The following is an 18,558-nucleotide window of genomic DNA, read 5'->3' as shown; positions in this document are numbered from 1 at the left end:
ACCCCTTACCAAGGAGAGGGTACGGTTATAGCCCACCTGCTTTTGACCGATTTGGCTACTAGAACCACAATAGTAGGGTACGGTATCATCCCCAAAATTATTTTGGTATTCGTCACTATTGATGTAAGAATCAATCTCAGCATCGTAGCCCTGCTCAATACAGATGCGGATGTGTTCCGCAATTTCTGTCTGATCCAGGGGAGCACGACCCAATAAATGCTTAAAGTTCAGCTCAATAAATCGGTAGGGCGCACAGGATTCAAAATACCGAGCGCGATAGAAATCTGATTTTGCCACAGCCCGGACAAATTCCCTGACAGTGATGCTGCCATCGCATAATTGCGATTCAGCATTCACTAGCCGCTCGCTCTCCATAATGTGGGGGTTGCCCAAAACTTGACGATAAACTGCCCGAATTACAGCTTGTACTTCATCAATGCCACTAGTGGGCCATAGTTCAAAGATCAAATCTGAATCTAGACCAAACTTGGCAGTAGGCGCTGTACTGACCATTTAAATTTCTCCTTGCAAAAAACTTATTCAAACTAAAGGGGATTTTCCTTGCCAAAACAAAGCAACCAACCCTTAATTTCACTGCACCTCTACCTTCTTTGGCAGCAAACTAGTTGGCTTGCTGCCAAGGCACGCAGAAATACACGAACTTTTCCAGATTAGAAACGTTTGAATCCCGATTGAATCCTAATTACACAACGGTGATGCTGGCAATCACGCCACCTTGCTTATGAATCCGCTGGTACTCTTTGGAGAGCTGATCAAACGGAACCAGGTAGACCTGGTTACTGCGCCGGAATTTTGATACCCGATTCACTGCCCCAGGGGACTTATAGCCCGTTACCTCAATCCGGTAAACCTTACCTTCAGCACCAGCTCCAGCACCATGGCGAGTTCTGGCACCCAATGGGGTTTCTTGGAAAGACCAGCCAGATATCCCACCAGACGGGGGAATGACTGCTGTAGGAATTTCTTGAATTACATTCTTATTTAGACAGGGACTATTGCCAGCCAAGCTCCCTTTGAAATCGCTACTAGATGCTCCTCGCAACAGTTGGAACATGTGGGTAAACCCAACCATCTTCTTGCCTGTTTGGGTTTTGTAGCCCCGGTAGAAGGGAACGGTGTCTTCCCCATAGACTTCCTGGTATTCGTCACTGTCGAGGTAGGAATCAATCTCTGCCTCGAAGCCCCCTTCATCCCAGATAATACTGTGAGCCTTCATCTCATCGAAGCCATCGGGAGCCCGACCAAGTAAATGTTTGAAATTCAGCTCAATTACCCGGTAGCGGGGGGATTTGTCGAAAAACCGGGAGCTGTAAGCATCGGATTTAGCTACTGCCCGCACAAATTCCCGAACGCTGAGTTCACCTAGTTTGAACTGAGACTCTGGGACAGCGAGGCGCTCACTTTCCATGACATAAGCATTGCCCAATACTTGCCGATAGACCGCCCGAATCACGGCCTCAGCGTCCTCGCTTGAGATACCTGGCCACACTTCAATTGGATCTGTGTCTTCAAATAGGCCGACACCTAGCTGTGATGCTGGTCCGAATGCCATTAACAGATTCTCCTAGATAGCAACAAATTTTTTAATCAGAGTTTTCTCAGGGTGTTTAAAAAACTTTACAAGCTTTTAAACAACAACATAACCTCTCTCGCGACTCCTGATGGAGGAATCTTGGGAGCTCATAGCTCCTGTGAGCGAGATTGTGTCAGTGTTTTACACCTTCACACATTTATTTATACAATGCCCTGATCACCCTAAATTATCAAGATTTGTAAACTTCTGGGATTCTCTGTGATTGAAACTGACGACTATCTTAGAAATTCTGAATTATAAAGTATGAATTATGAAATATGACTTATGAAGTATCGAATGATTGTTTTATTTTTCACTCATGCTTTTCAAGCTACTCTCAACCTAACCCCAAGGTCAAACAACCTCTAACCTTTAACCTTCAACCCTTCAACCCTTCAACCCTTCAACCCTTCAACCCTTCAACCCTTCAACCCTTCAACCCTTCAACCCTTCAACCCTTCTGAATTTGTGCGATCGCTACCTTGACCAGTTGGCGAATTTCCTCTCGCTCATCGGATAACTTGGCTGTTAAGGCAGGTAAAGCCGCTTCATCCTTCAGCTTCCCTAAAGATAAGATTACCCTCCGCCTCACTTCTTGGCTGGGGTCTTCCAGTAACGGGATTAAATGGGGAACCCCTAGCTGGGGGTCAATTTGGCTCACCGATGTAGCTGCTTCTGCACGAACATTGACAGATTCATCTTTAAGTGCTATTAGGAGAATTTCTGTAGCCTGGTCATGCCCTGGTTCATCTACCAAATTAGCGATCGCTCCCACTACTGCCATCCGCACATCTTCCGATTCTGAGTGGATTGCCTGATACAGGTGCTCTGCTGCTTCTGATCCAATGAACGCCAGTGCCCAAGAGGCATGACCTTTGGCAGTTTGGGGATAATCTGCTGATTCCAACACCTCAATCAACTTTGGCACAGCCGCTTCTCCCATTCTGGCTAAGGCTCCAGCCGCTGAACTCTTGACCACTGTATCCTCATCATTTAACAAAGCATTGATCAGGGTAGGAACCCCCTGGGGATCCCTGATTTTTGCTAAAGCCTTGCCACAAGACCTGCGCACCACCGGGTTTGGGTGATTAGCTAGTGCTTCGAGCAAAAACGGAGAAGCTGGCTTACCAATTTTGCCGAAGGCTTCCACGAATCCCAGTCTGACCATGCCCCGGCTATCAGCCAGGGATTCAACCATCTGTTTTAACTGTTGCGCATTAGTAATATCAACGTTTCCCTCAGTAAGTTGGCTATTGACATCAGCCAGCAAACGGTCAGTTTCAGAGGGAGCTGGTGGTTGAGTTTCCGTAACCATGGGTAATTCAGTTGCTTGAGTCAGTTGCTTCAGGATGATGGCAAAGAGGATTCCTGGGGGCGGAGATCTTCCAGAGCAGTGTCAATCTTTACAATTTCCGGGTGTTTTTTGATATGCTCCATGACCGCTTTTTTAGGCAATTTCACCTTCTCGGCCATTTTCATCACATCATTAACGAGTCTTTCGCGATATTTCTCTAGTTCAGTAATAACTTCCTCAATTTCTGCCGCTGATGGCTTTGCTTCTTGACTCTCAGACATTTTGGTGACGTTCTTAAATGGTGATTATTGTATAATAAGGTTACAGCTTTCAAGTTACAAGTTACAAGTTACAGGTTACAGGTTACAAGTTACAGGTTACAGGTTACAGGTTACAAGTTACAGGTTACAGGTTACAGGTTACAGGTTACAGGTTACAAGTTACAGGTTACAGGTTACAGGTTACAGGTTACAGGTTACAGGTTTCAACCTTCAACCTTGGCCAAAAGGCCACGCGTGCGCGTTCAACCTTCAACGCTTCAACCTTGGCCAAAAGGCCACGCGTGCGCGTTCAACCTTCAACCTTGGCCAAAAGGCCACGCGTGCGCGTTCAACCTTCAACGCTTCAACCTTCAATCTTCAACCTTGGCCAAAAGGCCACGCGTGCGCGTTCAACCTTCAACCTTCAACCTTCAACCCCTTAACCTTCAACTACGATGACTGGCCCCTAAGCTTTCCCGAGTATTGCTGCGAGTATAGGGATTCCAGGTGTCTAGATCTTTATATGGTTGATTCAAGAGCATGGAACGGGTGGCTTCACTGATGCCTTGAGCCATGGTAAAGTCAGCGCCAGCAATATTTTGTACATGGTTTAAATCTGCTCCAGTCAGGTCGGCTCCTCGCAAATCCGCTCCCTCCAGCTCCACTCCACTCATACGGGCATTGCGCAAGCAAGCCCCGGTCAGGAAAGCCTTCCGTAAGTTGGATCCACTCAAAGCAGCATCCTGCAAATTAGCACCGGTTAAATCCGCTCCGCTGAGATAGCCTCCTATTACTCTAATCCCTTGCAAGTCAACTCCCCTGAGATTAGCAGTATTGAGAAAAGCACCATTGAGATTAGCACCAGGCCCAACAGCCCCAGAACTTTTGTAGCGAAATCCTTCTGGCCAATTGGTTTCCCGGTCATACAGGGCTACTTGTAGGTTGGTTTCATTTAAGTTAGCCATGGTCAAATTAGCCTTCCTTAAATCTGCCCGGTTTAGATAAGCCCCTTCCAAATCAGCGCCAGTCAGGTCAGCGCCAGTGAGATTAGCTCCCCTGAGATCAGCTCCCCTCAGATTCGCTTCCCGCAAAATTGCCTGACTAAGATTAGCCCCAGTCAAGGTAGCTTGGCTCAAATTAGCTTTATGTAGGTTAGCACCACTGAGGTTAACCTGGTACAAGTCTCTCTGACTCCAATCAACGCCCTCAAGATTAGCATCAGAGATATACTCTCCGGCTTGGAACCGTTTTAAGATATCCATAGCTTGGTTGTTAGTGCGATCGCTTAACCGAGTTTGACTAATTGTCATTACTAAACTCTACCTGGAACTGCCAGGGTTATTTTACCGTTCTGGTGGGAACACAGGATATTAAAAACCATTACTATTTCTAGGGTAGGGGCTAGCTCTACCCATCTATCACTAATAGGAGGTTCAAGCAAAAATGCGACTCAAGCCACCCATGACCATGATGGACTTCTTTCGCAAAAGCGAGGGCAAGTGGTTTACTCAACGCACAGTTCATCACTTTGATAACGCTGCCGATGAATCCGGAGAATCCAATCTGATTGTTCAAGTCATCGAAAAAGATAACCCTAAAGTCAAAGCCGTGTGTGACCTCCAAAGCATTGACCCAAGCCAGGCGATGGGGGGAGCGAGCTTTATGTGGCAAATCAATTTAGATGACCGGGAACCAAATTCCAAATATGCCGCAATTCTGATTGATGTTCCAGACGATGAAACTAAGCTTAGTGGTAAATTGATTCGAGACCAGGGCTATGTGGAAAGTATTCCGGTAGTGAGTCGGTATTGGTTTGGCAAAGACGGCATCCTCACCATTGATACCAATTATCAAAACAATCAGGGTCAAGAACGTTGTTGGTTTGTCACCGATGATTTTCGTGTGCGAGTCAGCACTGTGCGCATGATGAATGGTATCAATCTCATGACTTATTGCTCTGAACGCCGCTGTGTTTCTAGGGAAATGCTGGAGCAAATGATTGAAACTAATCGCGCTAGAGCTATGGCGGCACAATAGTAATTAAGTCATTAAAACTTAATTATCTGATCAAAATAATTCAACTCGGAGCATATTTACTTAGATTACTCCTAAGTTTACCTATAGGAGGCTAAGTAAACATGAAAATATTGCAATCGCTAGTAATTTTTGGTGCCATCAGTCTGAGTGGATACTATGGGATTACCCATTCAGTGAATCCCGTTCTAGCTCAGATTGTTCCGGATCATACCTTGGGGGATAATCCAAGTGTTGTTAAACCCAATGTAGAGGTTAAAGGACTTCCTGCTGACTTGATTGAAGGTGGAGCAACCAGAGGGGAGAACCTATTCCATAGCTTTTCTGATTTTAATGTTGGGGACTTGCAGCGGGTTTACTTTGCCAATCCCGCTGGCATTAACAACATTCTCAGCCGAGTAACTGGTAGTAACATCTCCAAGATCTTCGGAACCCTGGGAGTAGATGGTGCCGCCAATTTGTTTTTGCTCAATCCTAATGGTATTGTTTTCGGAGCCAATTCCCAATTAGATGTAGCCGGTTCCTTTGTCGGAAGTACCGCTAATAGTGTAGTGTTTGGCAATGGCACCGAGTTTAGTGCTACCAATCCCGAAGAACCACCCCTGTTAACCATTAACATTACTCCGGGATTGCAGTATGGCCAGAATCATCCTCAGCCGATCGTAAATGCTGGCAATTTAGCTGTGGGACAGGGACAGAATGTCACCTTAGTTGGTGGGAGTGTGATTAGCACTGGGGATATCCTAGCATCAGGGGGTGAGATTAATATATTAGCGGTCCCTGCTGAAACCTTAGTGCAATTGGGGCAAGCTGGACAGATTTTGACACTATCCACCCCAAAGGTGCCATTAACACCATCCGCTCCGGCCTCTGTCACTGAATTTTTGAGTAGTTTGGACCATGACACTGGCGTAACAGTTTCCAGTGACGGTCAGGTAACACTTACCGATTCCGGTACTGTAGTGCCACTTGAGCCAGGAACGGTGATGATCTCTGGTACCCTAAGCGCTGCCAACCTCTCCCCAGGACAAACCGGCGGCAAAGTAACGGTATTAGGAGATCAAGTTGGCTTGTTTGAAGCTCAACTCAATGGTGGCACCAATGTCACCATCACTACTGGAAACACAGGCACTCAGGAAGGAAATATCACTGCAGATGACTTTGGGATTACCAAAACTACAGACGGTGAAGTCACTCTAAGTTTGCAAGCGGCCAATGATATTAGTCTCAAAAAGTTTGATATTAAGGCCAACAGTGGTTTCCTGAATCTAGTCCTGGAAGCGGATAGTGACAACTCCGGTAGTGGTGATGTGGAATTAATGGATGGGAGCATTGATACTGGCGGAGGAGCAGTCACCATTACTGCGGCTGGTGCGATCGCATTGGAAAGTTTCGGAATCAACAGAAATAACAACCGTAGCGATCAGGCCCCACCAATCACCGTGATCAGTGGTGAATCCATATCCCTCAAAAGTGCTGGAATCAATAGCCTCACCTCTGGGGATAATGGAAATGCTGGAAACGTTATCGTTCAAACAGGTACCCTTACCATAGAAGAGGCGGGGATTGGTAGTAGGACAAAAGGTAAGGGGGATGCTGGTCAAGTAGAAGTTACCGCTGACTCTATATCCCTGATCAGAAACGCTGGTATCAGTAGCAATGCTTGTTTAACTGATTCCTGTCAGGATAATGCTGGACAAACCATAGAGGGGAATGCTGGACAAGTTATCATCGACGCTGGTTCTATAGTTATCGAAAATAGTAGTGGTTTGGGTAGCGATACTGAAGGCAAGGGCAATGCTGGAAAAATAACCATTACTGCTGACTCAGTTGTGTTCAGAGAACAAAGTGGTATTGGTACCAACACTAGAAATAACAGTACTGGCAATGCTGGAGAGATCACCATCACCGCCGGTTCTTTATTGTTGGAAGGTCAGCGCAATGGTATTGGCAGCGAGACTCAAGACAATAGCAGTGGGGATGCTGGAAAAATAACCATTACTGCTGACTCACTTGTGCTCAGAGAAGGCAGTACTATTGGTACCAGAACGATTGATAACAGTACTGGGGATGCTGGAATAATAATAATTAATGTTGACTCCATCTCCCTAGAAAACAATAGTGAGATTCTAAGTACTACCGAAACTACTGGCAAAATAGGAACAATCACACTCAATGCCAACTCCATTTCCCTCTCAGACAGCAGAATTACTACAGCTGTAGAGGAAAGAGCAGTTGTTAACTCTCAAGAAAACCAAGACCCTAACATCATCATTCGGGGAAGCTCGCTCTCCTTAACCAATAATGCTCAAGTGACTGCTAGTAGTTCTGGCCAAGGAAATGCTAGTGACATCTTGGTAGAGGCTGACTCTATCTTCCTTGAAGAAAGTAATATCTCTACTGAAACCGTTAGCGGAGACGGTGGCAATATTACTCTGACCCTACAGGATTTATTACTATTGCGCAACGGTAGTCAAATCACCACCAGCGCCGGTACCGAAGACCAACCAGGAGATGGTGGCGATATCACCATTAATGCTGATTTAATTGTGGCCTTCCTGGAAGAAAATAGCGACATCACCGCTAATGCCTTTGAGGGCATGGGGGGTAATATTACACTTACCGCTGAAGGGATCTTTGGGTTCAACTTTCCGGATCAACTAACCAACTTGAGTGATATCATCGCCAGTTCTGAGCGTGGTGTAGACGGTGACATACAAATCAACATCCTTGGGGTTAATCCCTCTCATGGTTTAGTAGAACTCCCCACTACTGTAGTTGATCCATCTACACTGATTGCCGCTAGCTGCACCGACAATGTCAAAGTAGGATCAAACAGTTCCAAAGGGGATGAATTCATTATTACTGGACGGGGTGGCTTACCTCCGAGTCCCCTTGACCCAATCATCAGCCAGACGGTGATAGCAGATTGGGTGACCATAGATAACTCGGCAACAGAAAATGATCAGAGTCAGATCACTCCTGCTGCTAGGGAGGAGTCGGCTCGAAAGCTTCCAAGGCGGCGAATTGTAGAAGCTCAGGGTTGGCTGATTGGCCCTGATGGTACCGTTATTCTCACTGCTTTCCCTACCACCCCCGATACCTGGGCTAACTCTTCATTGAAATCCCCCTCTTGCCAGGATCTCAGGAGAATTAGTAATCGCTCCTAGGGATTAATCCTTTGGTGGGCAGTGCTTAGCTTGGCTATCACCAGGTTGATGAATCGGTCTGATGCACTGCCCACCCTACATCTCTGCCCACCCTAGATCTAGCTAGGGATTAATCCTGTGGTCGCTAGTGCTTAGCAACGCCCTTGGCCAGCTTGATCAATCTCTGTGTGGCCGATAAGCTCGACTAGCTCAGTGGGTTGGTTGCCCAATTTTGCCTAAGTGCTGATTGACCTGAAACGGAAGATAATCGCAAGTAACGCAAAAATCGAGCACCCCTAATCTTATCATGTGTGCTAGAATTCGGAGGAAGCTTAAAGTCAGCACTATGCAAGCTAGTTCCTAGTCTAAATTCAAGATTGTAAATTTAAACCATTAACAGCCAAGGGGTCTTGGTAAGAATTCCTTGACTATCTAATTACCTAAGTATCTAATTCCCTGAGTATCTCGATGTTCTTACGTAAGTCGAAATTGCTAAAATACACTATTATTATCTAGTAGTAGCCCAGCAAGGGCTAAAGCGCTAGGATGGCTATTAGCAGGTTCAGATCAGCAGCGAAGGTTTAGATTATAGGCGTTCCCATGCTGGTGTAGATTATTCCACTTTAGGTACGACTGAGGCACCCCTTAAAACAAGTCAAGCAAAGTGAAACCTTCGCAGCTAATTAAGAGTTAAGCGTTTTTGAGTAGATGGCGGAATAGATTCTCCTTAACCATCATTTGACGCAAAACTTCCAAGAGATAGGACTGAGCCTCCTCCTGGCTCAAGAGCTTGACTTGGTCTTGGTAGATTTTCATCTGGAACTGTTGCTCCAAACTTAGCTTTCCAGGCGTTTCCATAGGTTTACTCCTAAGCTTACATACGTTGATTAGGGCAGGCGGACGAATGTTCCGACTGCTCTTTTTTTTGGCCGTTGTTAATCAATCTAACACACTTATAGAATACTGTCGATTCTGTCAAGCAATAAGTAATCAAAGATACAAATTGTAATAAAAATCCGGAAAGGCATTATTTACCCTTGTGCCTGTATGTCTGATAGGCTGAGCTCTTTGAATACCGATCATAAATAAATATTGATGGGGAGATGGGAAGATTTTGATTAAAAGTAATTATTCGGACATGATATTACGCAAAACCTGAGGCCAAACCCACCTATATAGTGGCACAATTCCAGTTAGTATCAGTATATGTAGCGTACCAGCGGAAAAGCTGATGGCTTGGGCATCGATGGCTTGTTTGGAAAAATCTCAGGAATATGCAAAAATTAAAGTTTAAGTAAAATTTAAGTAAAAACTCGGTAAACCAAATACTATAATATGGATCCAATTATTGATGCCATGGAATTTTTCCAGCTCAGTGCTGGCAACTGGCGATCGCAACGCACGACCCATCACCTAGCCTTCCGACAAGCAGAGAAGGGAGAGTTGGACATAAATGTAGCTACCTTAGAGGCTGATCATCCCCAAGTCATTGAACTGTGTGAGCTTCATAAGATTAACCCGAGTTTGGCAGCAGGTGGAGCTTTGGTCAGTTGGCAGGGCACAATGGCTTGGGATCAGAGTGATGACGGTCACAAAGACTCGACGGTGATGGTGGTGGTTCCAGATGCCGACTCTCCTAGAAAAGGTAAGTTATTGCGGGAAAAAGGTTACGCTGAAACCATGCCAGTAGCTGGTCTTTATAAAATGGATGCTCAAGATGGGCTAGTGCTGATTACGGAATATGAAACCATGAGTGCTCATGAGCGTTTCTCGTTTATCACTCCATCTCGGCGGATGCGTACCAGTATAGTGAAACGTTTTGGTGGATTTAGCAGCGCATCATTTTGTATCGAAACCCGGATTGACTCTAATTTAGATAATGGGGCTAGTGCTGGCGCTAATACTGGGGCTAATATTGGCGTGACATCTCAAAAACAACAAAATGTCTTGGCACCGGAAGAGTATTATTCAATCTTGGGCTGGTGATTCCACCATCAGCGATGATCCTTTAATCCGGGGCTACCAGTATCTGAATGCTGTGGGTCAGCTGGCTTTAGACCCAAGTATGGTAGAGATCACTGATAATGTTAAAGAACGCGATCGCATTTATACCTGGATTGGCAATCACATTGATGCCATTAATGGTGAACTCCAGACTTGCCTAGAAGCCTGTCATAGCTGCTATCATGATTCCGGATCTCCCCCAATGCGGATTTTGGCAACCCCTTTAGGGGAAAAGTTTGGTATTGATGGCTTTTGCAACATCTTAGCCACTCCGGCGGTGATATTAATTGATGTCGGACGCATTGCACGGTCTGATTGGTTGAGTATTGTCATCCATGAATATGCCCATGCTCATTTAGGTTCCCCTGGTCACGATCAGCGTTTTTTTGATGTCATTTCCCATCTCTGTTTGGGTCTAGGATTAAAACCGCCACGCTGGCAGTTAGATCTCGAAACTTACCTACGGGATTGGCCAGAGTGTCCATCCAAGACTAATCCACTGTCTTTTTGGATGGGGTATGGAGGGTAGGAGCGATAGGCGAAGGTTAAGCCAGAGCCTAAGGAGGCTATTGTCTAATTCTTTTGGGCTATCCTAATAAATATTAAAAATTATTGCTTTGATTAACGTTTTAATTAATCAAAATTAATAACCTATTCGTGATTGAGGCGATTAACTTAAAAAGGGATACTCAGAGTAATCCCAAAAGAGTACCCTTAGTTGATGAACCGATGACTATTGGCTATTGACGGCTGTCCCGGCTATCACTAGTCGCTTTAGGGATTAAAATATCGATTAAAATATAATTTTTTTATAGACTGACACAGGATTCATTATATATTTGATTAAGGTTTGTAAGATTTTCTAAGAATACGGAGATAAAAACGTGGCTATTCCTTTACTAGGCTACGCCCCTGTGACGCAGAATGCGCGCATAGATGGGTATGAGATACCAGGAGAAGAGCAACCCAGAATTTATTCCACTGAAAACTTGCTCTCCCCCGGGGACATGGATGCCCTAATCGAGGCAGGATACCGTCAGATCTTCTTCCATGCCTTTGCTTCGGATCGTGAACCGTTCCTGGAGTCTCAACTCCGCTTCGGTCAGATCACAGTGCGGGACTTCATTCGTGGGTTGTTGCTTTCTGAAACCTTCAAGACCAGCTTCTATGACAAAAACAGCAACTATCGGGTTGTAGAGCAGTGCGTGCAGCGGGTGCTTGGACGTGATATCTATGGCGAAAGGGAAAAATTAGCCTGGGCAGTTATAATTGCCACAAAGGGTATCCAAGGCTTCGTCGATCAACTGCTCGACAGCGAAGAGTACATGGAGAATTTTGGGTACAACACCGTCCCCTATCAACGGCGTCGAGTGATTCCCGGTCGGCCTCAGGGTGAAACACCATTCAACATCAAATCTCCACGTTACAACGAATACTACCGTGCAGTACTGGGCTTCCCACAAATCATTTGGCAGACCCAGGTGCGCAGTTACGTCCCACAAGACAAGAAGGCCAAGTTAGGGGATCCGTCTCTGTATATGGGCATGGCACGGGAACTGTCTCCCCAAGGCAACACTATCCCACGAATATCAGCTATAAACATCGATTACGAATCCTTAGTGCCATATCGGGCTCAGGAATCTCCGCAAAAGGAACTAGCTGAAGCGAAGTCGTAGCACGTCTAAGAGTTTGATCAAGGCTAGGGGGGGAGGGGCAACAAACTCAATCCACTCCCCAGAAACGGGATGCTGTAGTTGTAGTCGCCAAGCGTGAAGTGCTTGACCCGGTAGATTAACACCGACAGAACGAGCACTGCTGTAAACGGTATCTCCAACAATGGGATGACCAATATAGCTACTGTGGACACGAATTTGGTGGGTGCGACCAGTTTCTAATTGGAAATGCATGAGGGTATAGTTGCCCAGTCGTTCTCGGACTTGCCAATGGGTAATAGCTGGGCGTCCCCCTTTTTCTACTGGCACGACAGCCATTTTCTTGCGGTCTACAGGATGCCGTCCAATCGGTTGGTTAATGGTGCCAGACTCAGCAGACGGAGCACCGTAGACTACACCTAAATATTGTCTTTGAGCAGTTTTGGCTTGGAGTTGGGCTTGTAGATGTCCATGAGCCTGGTCAGTTTTTGCGATCGCAATTGCACCAGTTGTATCCTTATCCAAGCGGTGGACAATCCCTGGACGCTGAACACCACCAATACCTGTAAGTTTAGGGCAGTGGGCTAAAAGGGCATTGACAAGAGTACCACTTTCATGGCCAGGTGCGGGATGAACTACCAAACCAGCCGGTTTATTGATAATAATCAGAACGTCATCTTCATAAAGAATGTCTAAGGGGATGACTTCCGGTTGTAATTCCAGGGGTTTGGGGTCAGGAATGGTTAAGGAGATCCGATCGCCTAGCTGAACTTTAGCTTTTTTTGAGATACACACGTGATCATTCACTTGCACGTTGCCTTGTTCAATCAGCTTCTGGATACGAGAGCGAGACAAGTCAGGTGTTTGTTGGGCAATATAGCTGTCAAGGCGATAACTGGGAGTGGAACCAGTAGACTTGCTAGTTTCCTGAACTTGCAAGAATTTGATAGAAAGCTGAGGGGTCATTGTTGAGCGTTGATTGTCAACCGAACTGAGAATTAGGAATACAGAAGACTTTAATTATGTATTCATTATCAATAATTAACAATTAACTAAAGCCGATCAACTATTGTAGAAGTGATTAACCGGATTTGATATTATTAATTATTTGGGTTCGTAGCAAAGTGCAGCGGTAGGGTAACCGTAAATGTAGTTCCCACCCCAACTTCACTGTTTACAGCAATTGTACCCTCGTGCAAGTCTAAACATTTTTTGACAATTGCTAAACCCAGTCCAGTCCCAGGGATGCTGCCAACATTACTTGCTCTTTCAAAGGACTCAAATAGTTGATATTGGTCTTTTTTAGGAATACCGATCCCCTGATCTTGGACCTGGATTACTGCGGTCGAAGAATTGCAATTGAGTTCAAATTTGATAGTACCTCCTTCTGGAGAATACTTAATGGCATTTAAGAGCAAATTGTTAACGACATGACTCAAAAGTCTTTCATCGATTAGGACATCTTGGCAACTACCATGACTAAGGAATATCAGGTTATGGTTAAAACCCAGGTTAATTTTGATATTTTCGAGTATGTCCTGACACAAAGCAACTAAATCCATGGGTTCTGGCTCAAACTTGAGTTTCCCGGCATCGGCTTTCCCAATGGTTAGAACATCATCCAAAAGTTGAGTCATCCGGAGCACAGCATGCTGGATTTTATCATGGTGCTTCAGTTTTTTCTCAGCGGACAATTTTTGCTCATAGCGTTGCAGCATTTGAGCAGAAGATTGAATGGTAGTCAGGGGCGTACGAAACTCGTGAGAAACTAATGAAACGAAACCTGAGCGGAGTTGACCGAGTTCTTTTTCCTTAGCCAATGCCTTACGAATATCTGCTTCTGCTTGCTTGAGTTCAGTGATATCCCTTCCCACCGCCTGGCATTCTATAAAGTGGCCATGTTCATCAAACATAGCTCGATCACTCCACTGCTGCCAGCGAATTTCTCCAGAGTCGAGAAGAACTCGGTGTTCGTAAGTGTTGATCGGATTCTCTACAGAAAGAGAACGGAAGTTCCGGGTCACAATGTCTTCGTCTTCCGGAGGCATTTTTGGCAAAAATACTTGCCCTACTAATTCAGATCGGTCTTTGCCAAAATAGCGGCAGTAAGCATCATTGACAAACGTTAGGGTGCCATCAAGTTTCAACCGACAGATCAGTTCAGTTTGATCTTCAATGATGGCACGAAATCGTTCTTCACTGTGTCGCACCGCCTCCTCTGCCTGCTTGCGTTCTGTAATGTCTTCAACCATGCTCAAAATACACAGGATTTCTCCTGCTTGATCTCGCATAGCCATCATGGTTAAATTACCCCAGAGGGTATCTTGATTCTTTTTTAGGTAACGTATTTCTAACTTAAAACTATCAATTTCTCCTTGTATGACCTGCTTAATATAAGGCTTGGCTTTTTCTAGGTCTTCAGGATGAGTAATTGCCAAACCATTGAGAGCCATTAGTTCAGACTTGGTGTATTCGAGCATTTCATAAAAAGCCCGATTCACCTGAATAAACTGATAATCCAAATCTGAAAGTGACATTCCGATAGGTGCTTCATCAAACACCCTTCCAAATTGGGCATCTTTCTCGTCTAAAGCCGCTGCTGTATTTAGTCTCAATTGCTGATAGGCTTGGCGTAGTTCTACCTCTGCCTGCTTGCGCTGGGTAGTATCTTGGATAATCCCGATAACTTGATAAATATTTCCTTGCTCATTTAGCAGGGGAATATAGGTAGCAAGGACAGTGAGTTCACCAACCTCTGGCAAAGTCAGAGTAAGTTCTTCGACTTGTGGTGTACGGGTTTCCACAGCCTTTTGTAGCAGTTTCACATAGATATCCTTAAATACAGGTGGATAGATTTCCTCGTCAGTGTGACCCAGTAGTGGTGAATCAGACACTCCAGTAAGCTTAACGCCTTGTTGATTGATAAACTGGAGCCGCCGCTGGGCATCATAGATCATAAATGTACCGGGGAAATTATCCACTGCTAGGCGAAATCTTTTTTCGCTCAGGCGTAATGCCTCTTCTGCCTGTTTGCGCTCCGTGATGTCAACAATTAACCCCAGCACACGATTGAGATTACCCGAACTATCTAGGTAAAACTGTCCTTTGTTCTCAACCGTGATGTATGTGCCATCCTTCTTACGGATCCGATACTCAAGATGAATAGGCTCCTTAGTGACAATCACCCGTTCTATGGTGTGTCGGTATCGTTCTAAATCATCAGGATAAATTAATTCATCCCACCCTTGCCTAGTGTTGGTGAGTTCTCCTGGGTAATAACCCAATACTTGTTCAATATTGTGACCCCAAATCAATTCATTTGTCTGGGTATTCCATTCGTAGAGCAACTGACCACTGATTTTACTAACCGCTTCATAGCGATAAAGCCATTCGGTTAATAGAGCAAAGTAATTTTTGAAGTTTTGCTGATCTCGATTCAGATTTTCACAGCCCTTACTACCTTCATAGGAGCCAGTAGAGTTACCATCGTCCAATCCAGATTTTAGCTCTTTAATGCTAGTGATATCTTTAGCAACAGCATAGAAAAGACCCTGTTCATCCTGTGAAATTCTCCAAGCCAGCCAACGCAAGCTACCATCTTTGTGGTAAATTCTATTCCGGTATTCGACTAGTTTTCCTTGACCACAATCACGAAGGGCATTGAGAGTAACTTCCCGATCTTCTGGATAAATCCACTCAATCCAAGGTCGCGATCGCAATTGGGAGCAAGTCCAACCTAGAACCTTTTCCCAAATCGGATTGAGTTGTTGAAAATATCCGTTTTGACCAAAGGTGCATAATAGATCAAGTGATAAAGAAAACAAGATCTTTAGGGCGGACTCTGCCTCTGCCATTGTTTCAGTACTTTTTATGTGAGACTGAGTGGTGTTCATTGCTGGGCTCGATCCGTCAGAAATTCTACAGATAAGCTAGGGATACATCTACCCACAGTCTTCCCTCAATAATCAGTATAATCACAAGATCATCAGCAGGAGTATTTTAGAAAGCTCAGAAGATTTCTCTAAGGAAAGGAAATTTTGAGGACATTTTGTGGTAATATTTTTTAGTCTTTTGCCCTGAAGCCCTGCTGAGAGCTTTACAGTAAGCCTGATTGGCATGTTCTCTTCGAGCAGTACCGTCCTAGATAACTGTGCTAGATAATTGGGCTAGATAATTGGGCTAGGTGACTAGGGCTGATAACTTGCCACAACTCGCCCAGCTCCGTAGCGCTGTCGGTAATAATACTTTGTTATCTCATCCCCTTGTTCTGAAAGCTGGTCAATTGCAATCCCATTACGACCATGATCAATACCCGAACTATGAATGTAATCACCATCACCTAGATACAATCCTACATGGTTCACTTTTTGGGCGGTAGCGAAAAAGACCAAATCTCCTGGTTGTAATTCCTCCATTCTAATGGTTTGGGTGAAAGCTGCTTGCTGATAGGAATCTCTGGGTAACCAAATCCCCGATGCTGCAAACGCTGCTTGCATCAACCCTGAACAGTCATAGTTGGGAGCTACTGTACCCCCCCAAAGGTAGTAGGGATTTTGGTGCATTGCTGCTTTAGTAAACCCAATCACCGCTTTTATTCGTGCTTGGATTTGAGCTGGAGACAGAGAAATGGGGCGATAAGGAGTGTTAGCTATGTCCAGTAGAGCCAAATCCGACACAGGCAACCAACCAGAATAGTTATCTTCGCACAGACATACTTCTAAGGCATTACCGACAGGTGGGACAGACTTGACCCACAAGTGCCTTCCCGTAGCTGCTTGTGTTGTTAAACGCTTACAGTTGGGCGAATCATAGAGGTTGAGATTAGCAAGACAGTAGTATTCCAAATCATTGGCTCGTAATTGCTCAAGCAAAACCATAGTATAGGAAGCGGGAACTCACACTCAGATTATGGTCCTTTTCTAGAAGGATAAACAACTAGGAAGATTAAGCAGCGAAATCAACCGTTGCCCCAAGAGCCACCTTTCCCTAACTGCCTCATGATCAAATTACTCTGATCGAGCGCCTCAGGAGCTGGCAAGTGGACTTACCCCACTCAGAGGAAAAATCAGGGGCCAACGCCAATCGGTAATTTCCGATCGGGCAACCGGAAATAGAGAATTGCAGAGGTTTTACAGGTGTAGATGCCTAAGTCCTGTGTTAGTGATGTTTACGCAGGGCAAAACTAAAAGCCAAAATGAGGTTATTCTGCTCTTTGTATCTGGTAAAGTTCAAGGGATGAGTAGACTATCCTAGGATAGGGTTCAAATTTTTGAGTACCTGACCTGATCTGATGTGACTAGCAGCTACAAGTTACTGACCAAGAACTATAACTTTTAGCTTTTGGCTAACTGCTAAGTTTGTTACCCCTAACCAGTCACCAAGTAGTTTTTGAGGAGTGAGTGTGAAGAGTAATTTTCCTAAGACCCTTTCGATCCAACTGAGTATGGCAGTATTGACGATGGTCAGTTACCAGCTGTCTGCTACTGCTGAAACACCTCGCTATAATTCATCGGTAAAGCAATTTACCCAGACAGCAGCAGCCGTCAGACCTGAGCAATTAGCAGCAACTTCCACCATCACAGTTGACCCTAATCGATTTAATCCGGAAACTACACAAACTCCTAAAAATATATTCAGACCAACTAGTCTGCCATCAGGGAATCTCAACACTATCACTGACCATCGAGCTAATTCCCGTTTAGGGCAATTGGACAGGATAGGAGCAGCGGTTCGTGCCAGTAAGTCGGTAGGGTCTCCTAGTGAATTAGTCAACCGCTCCCAATTCAATGGCTCAGTTGCACCAATTGCTGACTATACAGTCAGACAGAAGCAGGTACCATTAGCCAATTTAGAAACTATCCAGGAGTATCCTGCTGATCCCCCCAAACAAGAGCTAGAACCGATCACTGAGGAATACCAAACACCTTCTCAAGAGTTTAATAATCCTGTGGTAGCTCCACCGAGACCAGGGACTTTAGCTACATCTGTGGCAGCTCTAAAAATACAACTAGATCAAGCCACCTCTGACACCTCACCAGCCATCTCCTATGAAGTAGGCACCCCTGTAGCTCAGAGAAATATTGATCCTACTGGCAACAGCCTTGGGGTTGGAAACTATGTTGGAATTGGCGGTCATATCGGTTTTACTGATGATGGCACCAATATTGGTCGAGGTGGCTTTATGATTAACGGCAAATATGATTTATCCCCCACCTTATCAGTTCGTCCTAGCATACTAATCAATGATGATGCTACCTTTGTGATCCCAGCTACTTACAACTTTATTTTCCAGGATGAACCGTTTGAGCCGCCTACTTACTCAGCTTTCGCTGGTGGTGGTTTGGCTTTTTCTACAGGTGATGACAACAATGTGGGTTTAATCGTTACTGGTGGTGTTGATTGGCCATTTGGACCCAATTTTGTGGCCAATGCTGCCTTAACTACTGGAATTTTTGTTGATGGTGCCGCAGATCTCGGAATTTCCTTTGGCATTGGTTATAGCTTCTCTAACTTTGGCAAGTAGAAAAGGGACAAATATAGCAGAAGTCAGAAGTCAGAAGTCAGAAGTCAG

17 protein-coding genes are annotated in these 18,558 nt (G+C 45.0%); 8 read left to right on the top strand and 9 right to left on the bottom strand.

The window, feature by feature from the left end; all coding sequences use genetic code 11:
• The coding region (locus F6K38_RS22400) for a phycobilisome rod-core linker polypeptide (protein WP_287357479.1) at nt 1–513 on the bottom strand (513 nt) is incomplete at its 3' end.
• 190 nt (nt 514–703) lie between these two features.
• Nucleotides 704–1,573, bottom strand: coding sequence for a phycobilisome rod-core linker polypeptide (locus F6K38_RS22395; RefSeq protein ID WP_287357477.1), 870 nt, complete (start codon nt 1,571–1,573; stop codon nt 704–706).
• 299 nt (nt 1,574–1,872) lie between these two features.
• Here F6K38_RS22395 and F6K38_RS22390 point away from each other — a divergent pair, with 299 nt between their 5' ends.
• Nucleotides 1,873–2,058: a hypothetical protein gene (locus F6K38_RS22390; protein ID WP_287248211.1), complete on the top strand. Its 186-nt coding sequence runs from the start codon at nt 1,873–1,875 to the stop codon at nt 2,056–2,058.
• On the opposite strand, the gene F6K38_RS22385 is transcribed toward F6K38_RS22390, so the two are convergent.
• Both F6K38_RS22385 and F6K38_RS22380 read right to left on the bottom strand, forming a co-directional pair.
• Nucleotides 2,046–2,909 (bottom strand): HEAT repeat domain-containing protein, encoded by an 864-nt coding sequence (locus F6K38_RS22385; protein WP_287357475.1) that lies wholly within the window; start codon nt 2,907–2,909, stop codon nt 2,046–2,048. The two genes, F6K38_RS22390 and F6K38_RS22385, sit on opposite strands and share 13 nt — an antisense overlap.
• A 29-nt stretch (nt 2,910–2,938) precedes the next feature.
• Entirely contained in the window at nt 2,939–3,169 is a 231-nt protein-coding gene (locus F6K38_RS22380) for a DUF8630 family protein (RefSeq protein WP_287248206.1), read from the bottom strand.
• Between the two features lie 216 nt (nt 3,170–3,385).
• Between F6K38_RS22380 and F6K38_RS22375 the strand changes: the two genes are divergently transcribed.
• Entirely contained in the window at nt 3,386–3,607 is a 222-nt protein-coding gene (locus tag F6K38_RS22375; protein ID WP_131827234.1) for a hypothetical protein, read from the top strand.
• On the opposite strand, the gene F6K38_RS22370 is transcribed toward F6K38_RS22375, so the two are convergent.
• Entirely contained in the window at nt 3,595–4,458 is an 864-nt protein-coding gene (locus F6K38_RS22370) for a pentapeptide repeat-containing protein (protein WP_287357474.1), read from the bottom strand. The genes F6K38_RS22375 and F6K38_RS22370 overlap by 13 nt on opposite strands.
• Nucleotides 4,459–4,591: 133 nt before the next feature.
• Here F6K38_RS22370 and F6K38_RS22365 point away from each other — a divergent pair, with 133 nt between their 5' ends.
• Together F6K38_RS22365 and F6K38_RS22360 are read left to right on the top strand one after the other, a co-directional pair.
• Nucleotides 4,592–5,185, top strand: a complete 594-nt coding sequence (locus F6K38_RS22365) for a phycobiliprotein lyase (RefSeq protein ID WP_287248201.1) — start codon at nt 4,592–4,594, stop codon at nt 5,183–5,185.
• A 101-nt stretch (nt 5,186–5,286) separates the two neighbouring features.
• Nucleotides 5,287–8,352 (top strand): two-partner secretion domain-containing protein, encoded by a 3,066-nt coding sequence (locus F6K38_RS22360; RefSeq protein WP_287357472.1) that lies wholly within the window; start codon nt 5,287–5,289, stop codon nt 8,350–8,352.
• Nucleotides 8,353–9,021: 669 nt separating this feature from the next.
• On the opposite strand, the gene F6K38_RS22355 is transcribed toward F6K38_RS22360, so the two are convergent.
• Nucleotides 9,022–9,189 carry an NblA/ycf18 family protein gene (locus tag F6K38_RS22355; RefSeq protein ID WP_008183188.1) on the bottom strand — a complete coding sequence of 56 codons (168 nt, stop codon included), beginning with the start codon at nt 9,187–9,189 and terminating at the stop codon, nt 9,022–9,024.
• Between the two features lie 477 nt (nt 9,190–9,666).
• Between F6K38_RS22355 and F6K38_RS22350 the strand changes: the two genes are divergently transcribed.
• The 3 genes from F6K38_RS22350 to F6K38_RS22340 all read left to right on the top strand — a co-directional run bounded on the left by F6K38_RS22350 (nt 9,667) and on the right by F6K38_RS22340 (nt 12,011).
• Nucleotides 9,667–10,317 carry a phycobiliprotein lyase gene (locus F6K38_RS22350; protein ID WP_008183190.1) on the top strand — a complete coding sequence of 217 codons (651 nt, stop codon included), beginning with the start codon at nt 9,667–9,669 and terminating at the stop codon, nt 10,315–10,317.
• Nucleotides 10,274–10,864, top strand: coding sequence for a hypothetical protein (locus tag F6K38_RS22345; RefSeq protein ID WP_008183192.1), 591 nt, complete (start codon nt 10,274–10,276; stop codon nt 10,862–10,864). Before F6K38_RS22350 ends, F6K38_RS22345 begins: the two co-directional genes overlap by 44 nt.
• A 355-nt stretch (nt 10,865–11,219) precedes the next feature.
• Nucleotides 11,220–12,011: a phycobilisome rod-core linker polypeptide gene (locus tag F6K38_RS22340; RefSeq protein WP_008183195.1), complete on the top strand. Its 792-nt coding sequence runs from the start codon at nt 11,220–11,222 to the stop codon at nt 12,009–12,011.
• On the opposite strand, the gene F6K38_RS22335 is transcribed toward F6K38_RS22340, so the two are convergent.
• From F6K38_RS22335 to F6K38_RS22325, 3 genes are all read right to left on the bottom strand, one after another.
• A complete protein-coding gene (locus F6K38_RS22335) occupies nt 11,991–12,953 on the bottom strand; it encodes an RluA family pseudouridine synthase (protein WP_008183196.1) in 963 nt (320 codons plus the stop codon). The genes F6K38_RS22340 and F6K38_RS22335 overlap by 21 nt on opposite strands.
• A 134-nt stretch (nt 12,954–13,087) precedes the next feature.
• Complete coding sequence (locus F6K38_RS22330) at nt 13,088–15,880, bottom strand: PAS domain-containing sensor histidine kinase (RefSeq protein ID WP_008183199.1); 2,793 nt, start codon at nt 15,878–15,880, stop codon at nt 13,088–13,090.
• 294 nt (nt 15,881–16,174) lie between these two features.
• Nucleotides 16,175–16,864, bottom strand: coding sequence for a C40 family peptidase (locus F6K38_RS22325; RefSeq protein ID WP_008183202.1), 690 nt, complete (start codon nt 16,862–16,864; stop codon nt 16,175–16,177).
• A gap of 524 nt (nt 16,865–17,388) precedes the next feature.
• Here F6K38_RS22325 and F6K38_RS22320 point away from each other — a divergent pair.
• Nucleotides 17,389–18,510: a hypothetical protein gene (locus F6K38_RS22320; protein ID WP_131827235.1), complete on the top strand. Its 1,122-nt coding sequence runs from the start codon at nt 17,389–17,391 to the stop codon at nt 18,508–18,510.
• The last annotated feature ends 48 nt before the right edge of the window (nt 18,511–18,558 follow it).

The sequence above is a fragment of the Moorena sp. SIO3B2 genome (assembly GCF_010692525.1).
Classification (GTDB): domain Bacteria; phylum Cyanobacteriota; class Cyanobacteriia; order Cyanobacteriales; family Coleofasciculaceae; genus Moorena; species Moorena producens.
The sequence above is the reverse complement of the archived record's forward strand: the minus strand, read 5'-3'. Positions and strand labels throughout refer to the sequence as shown.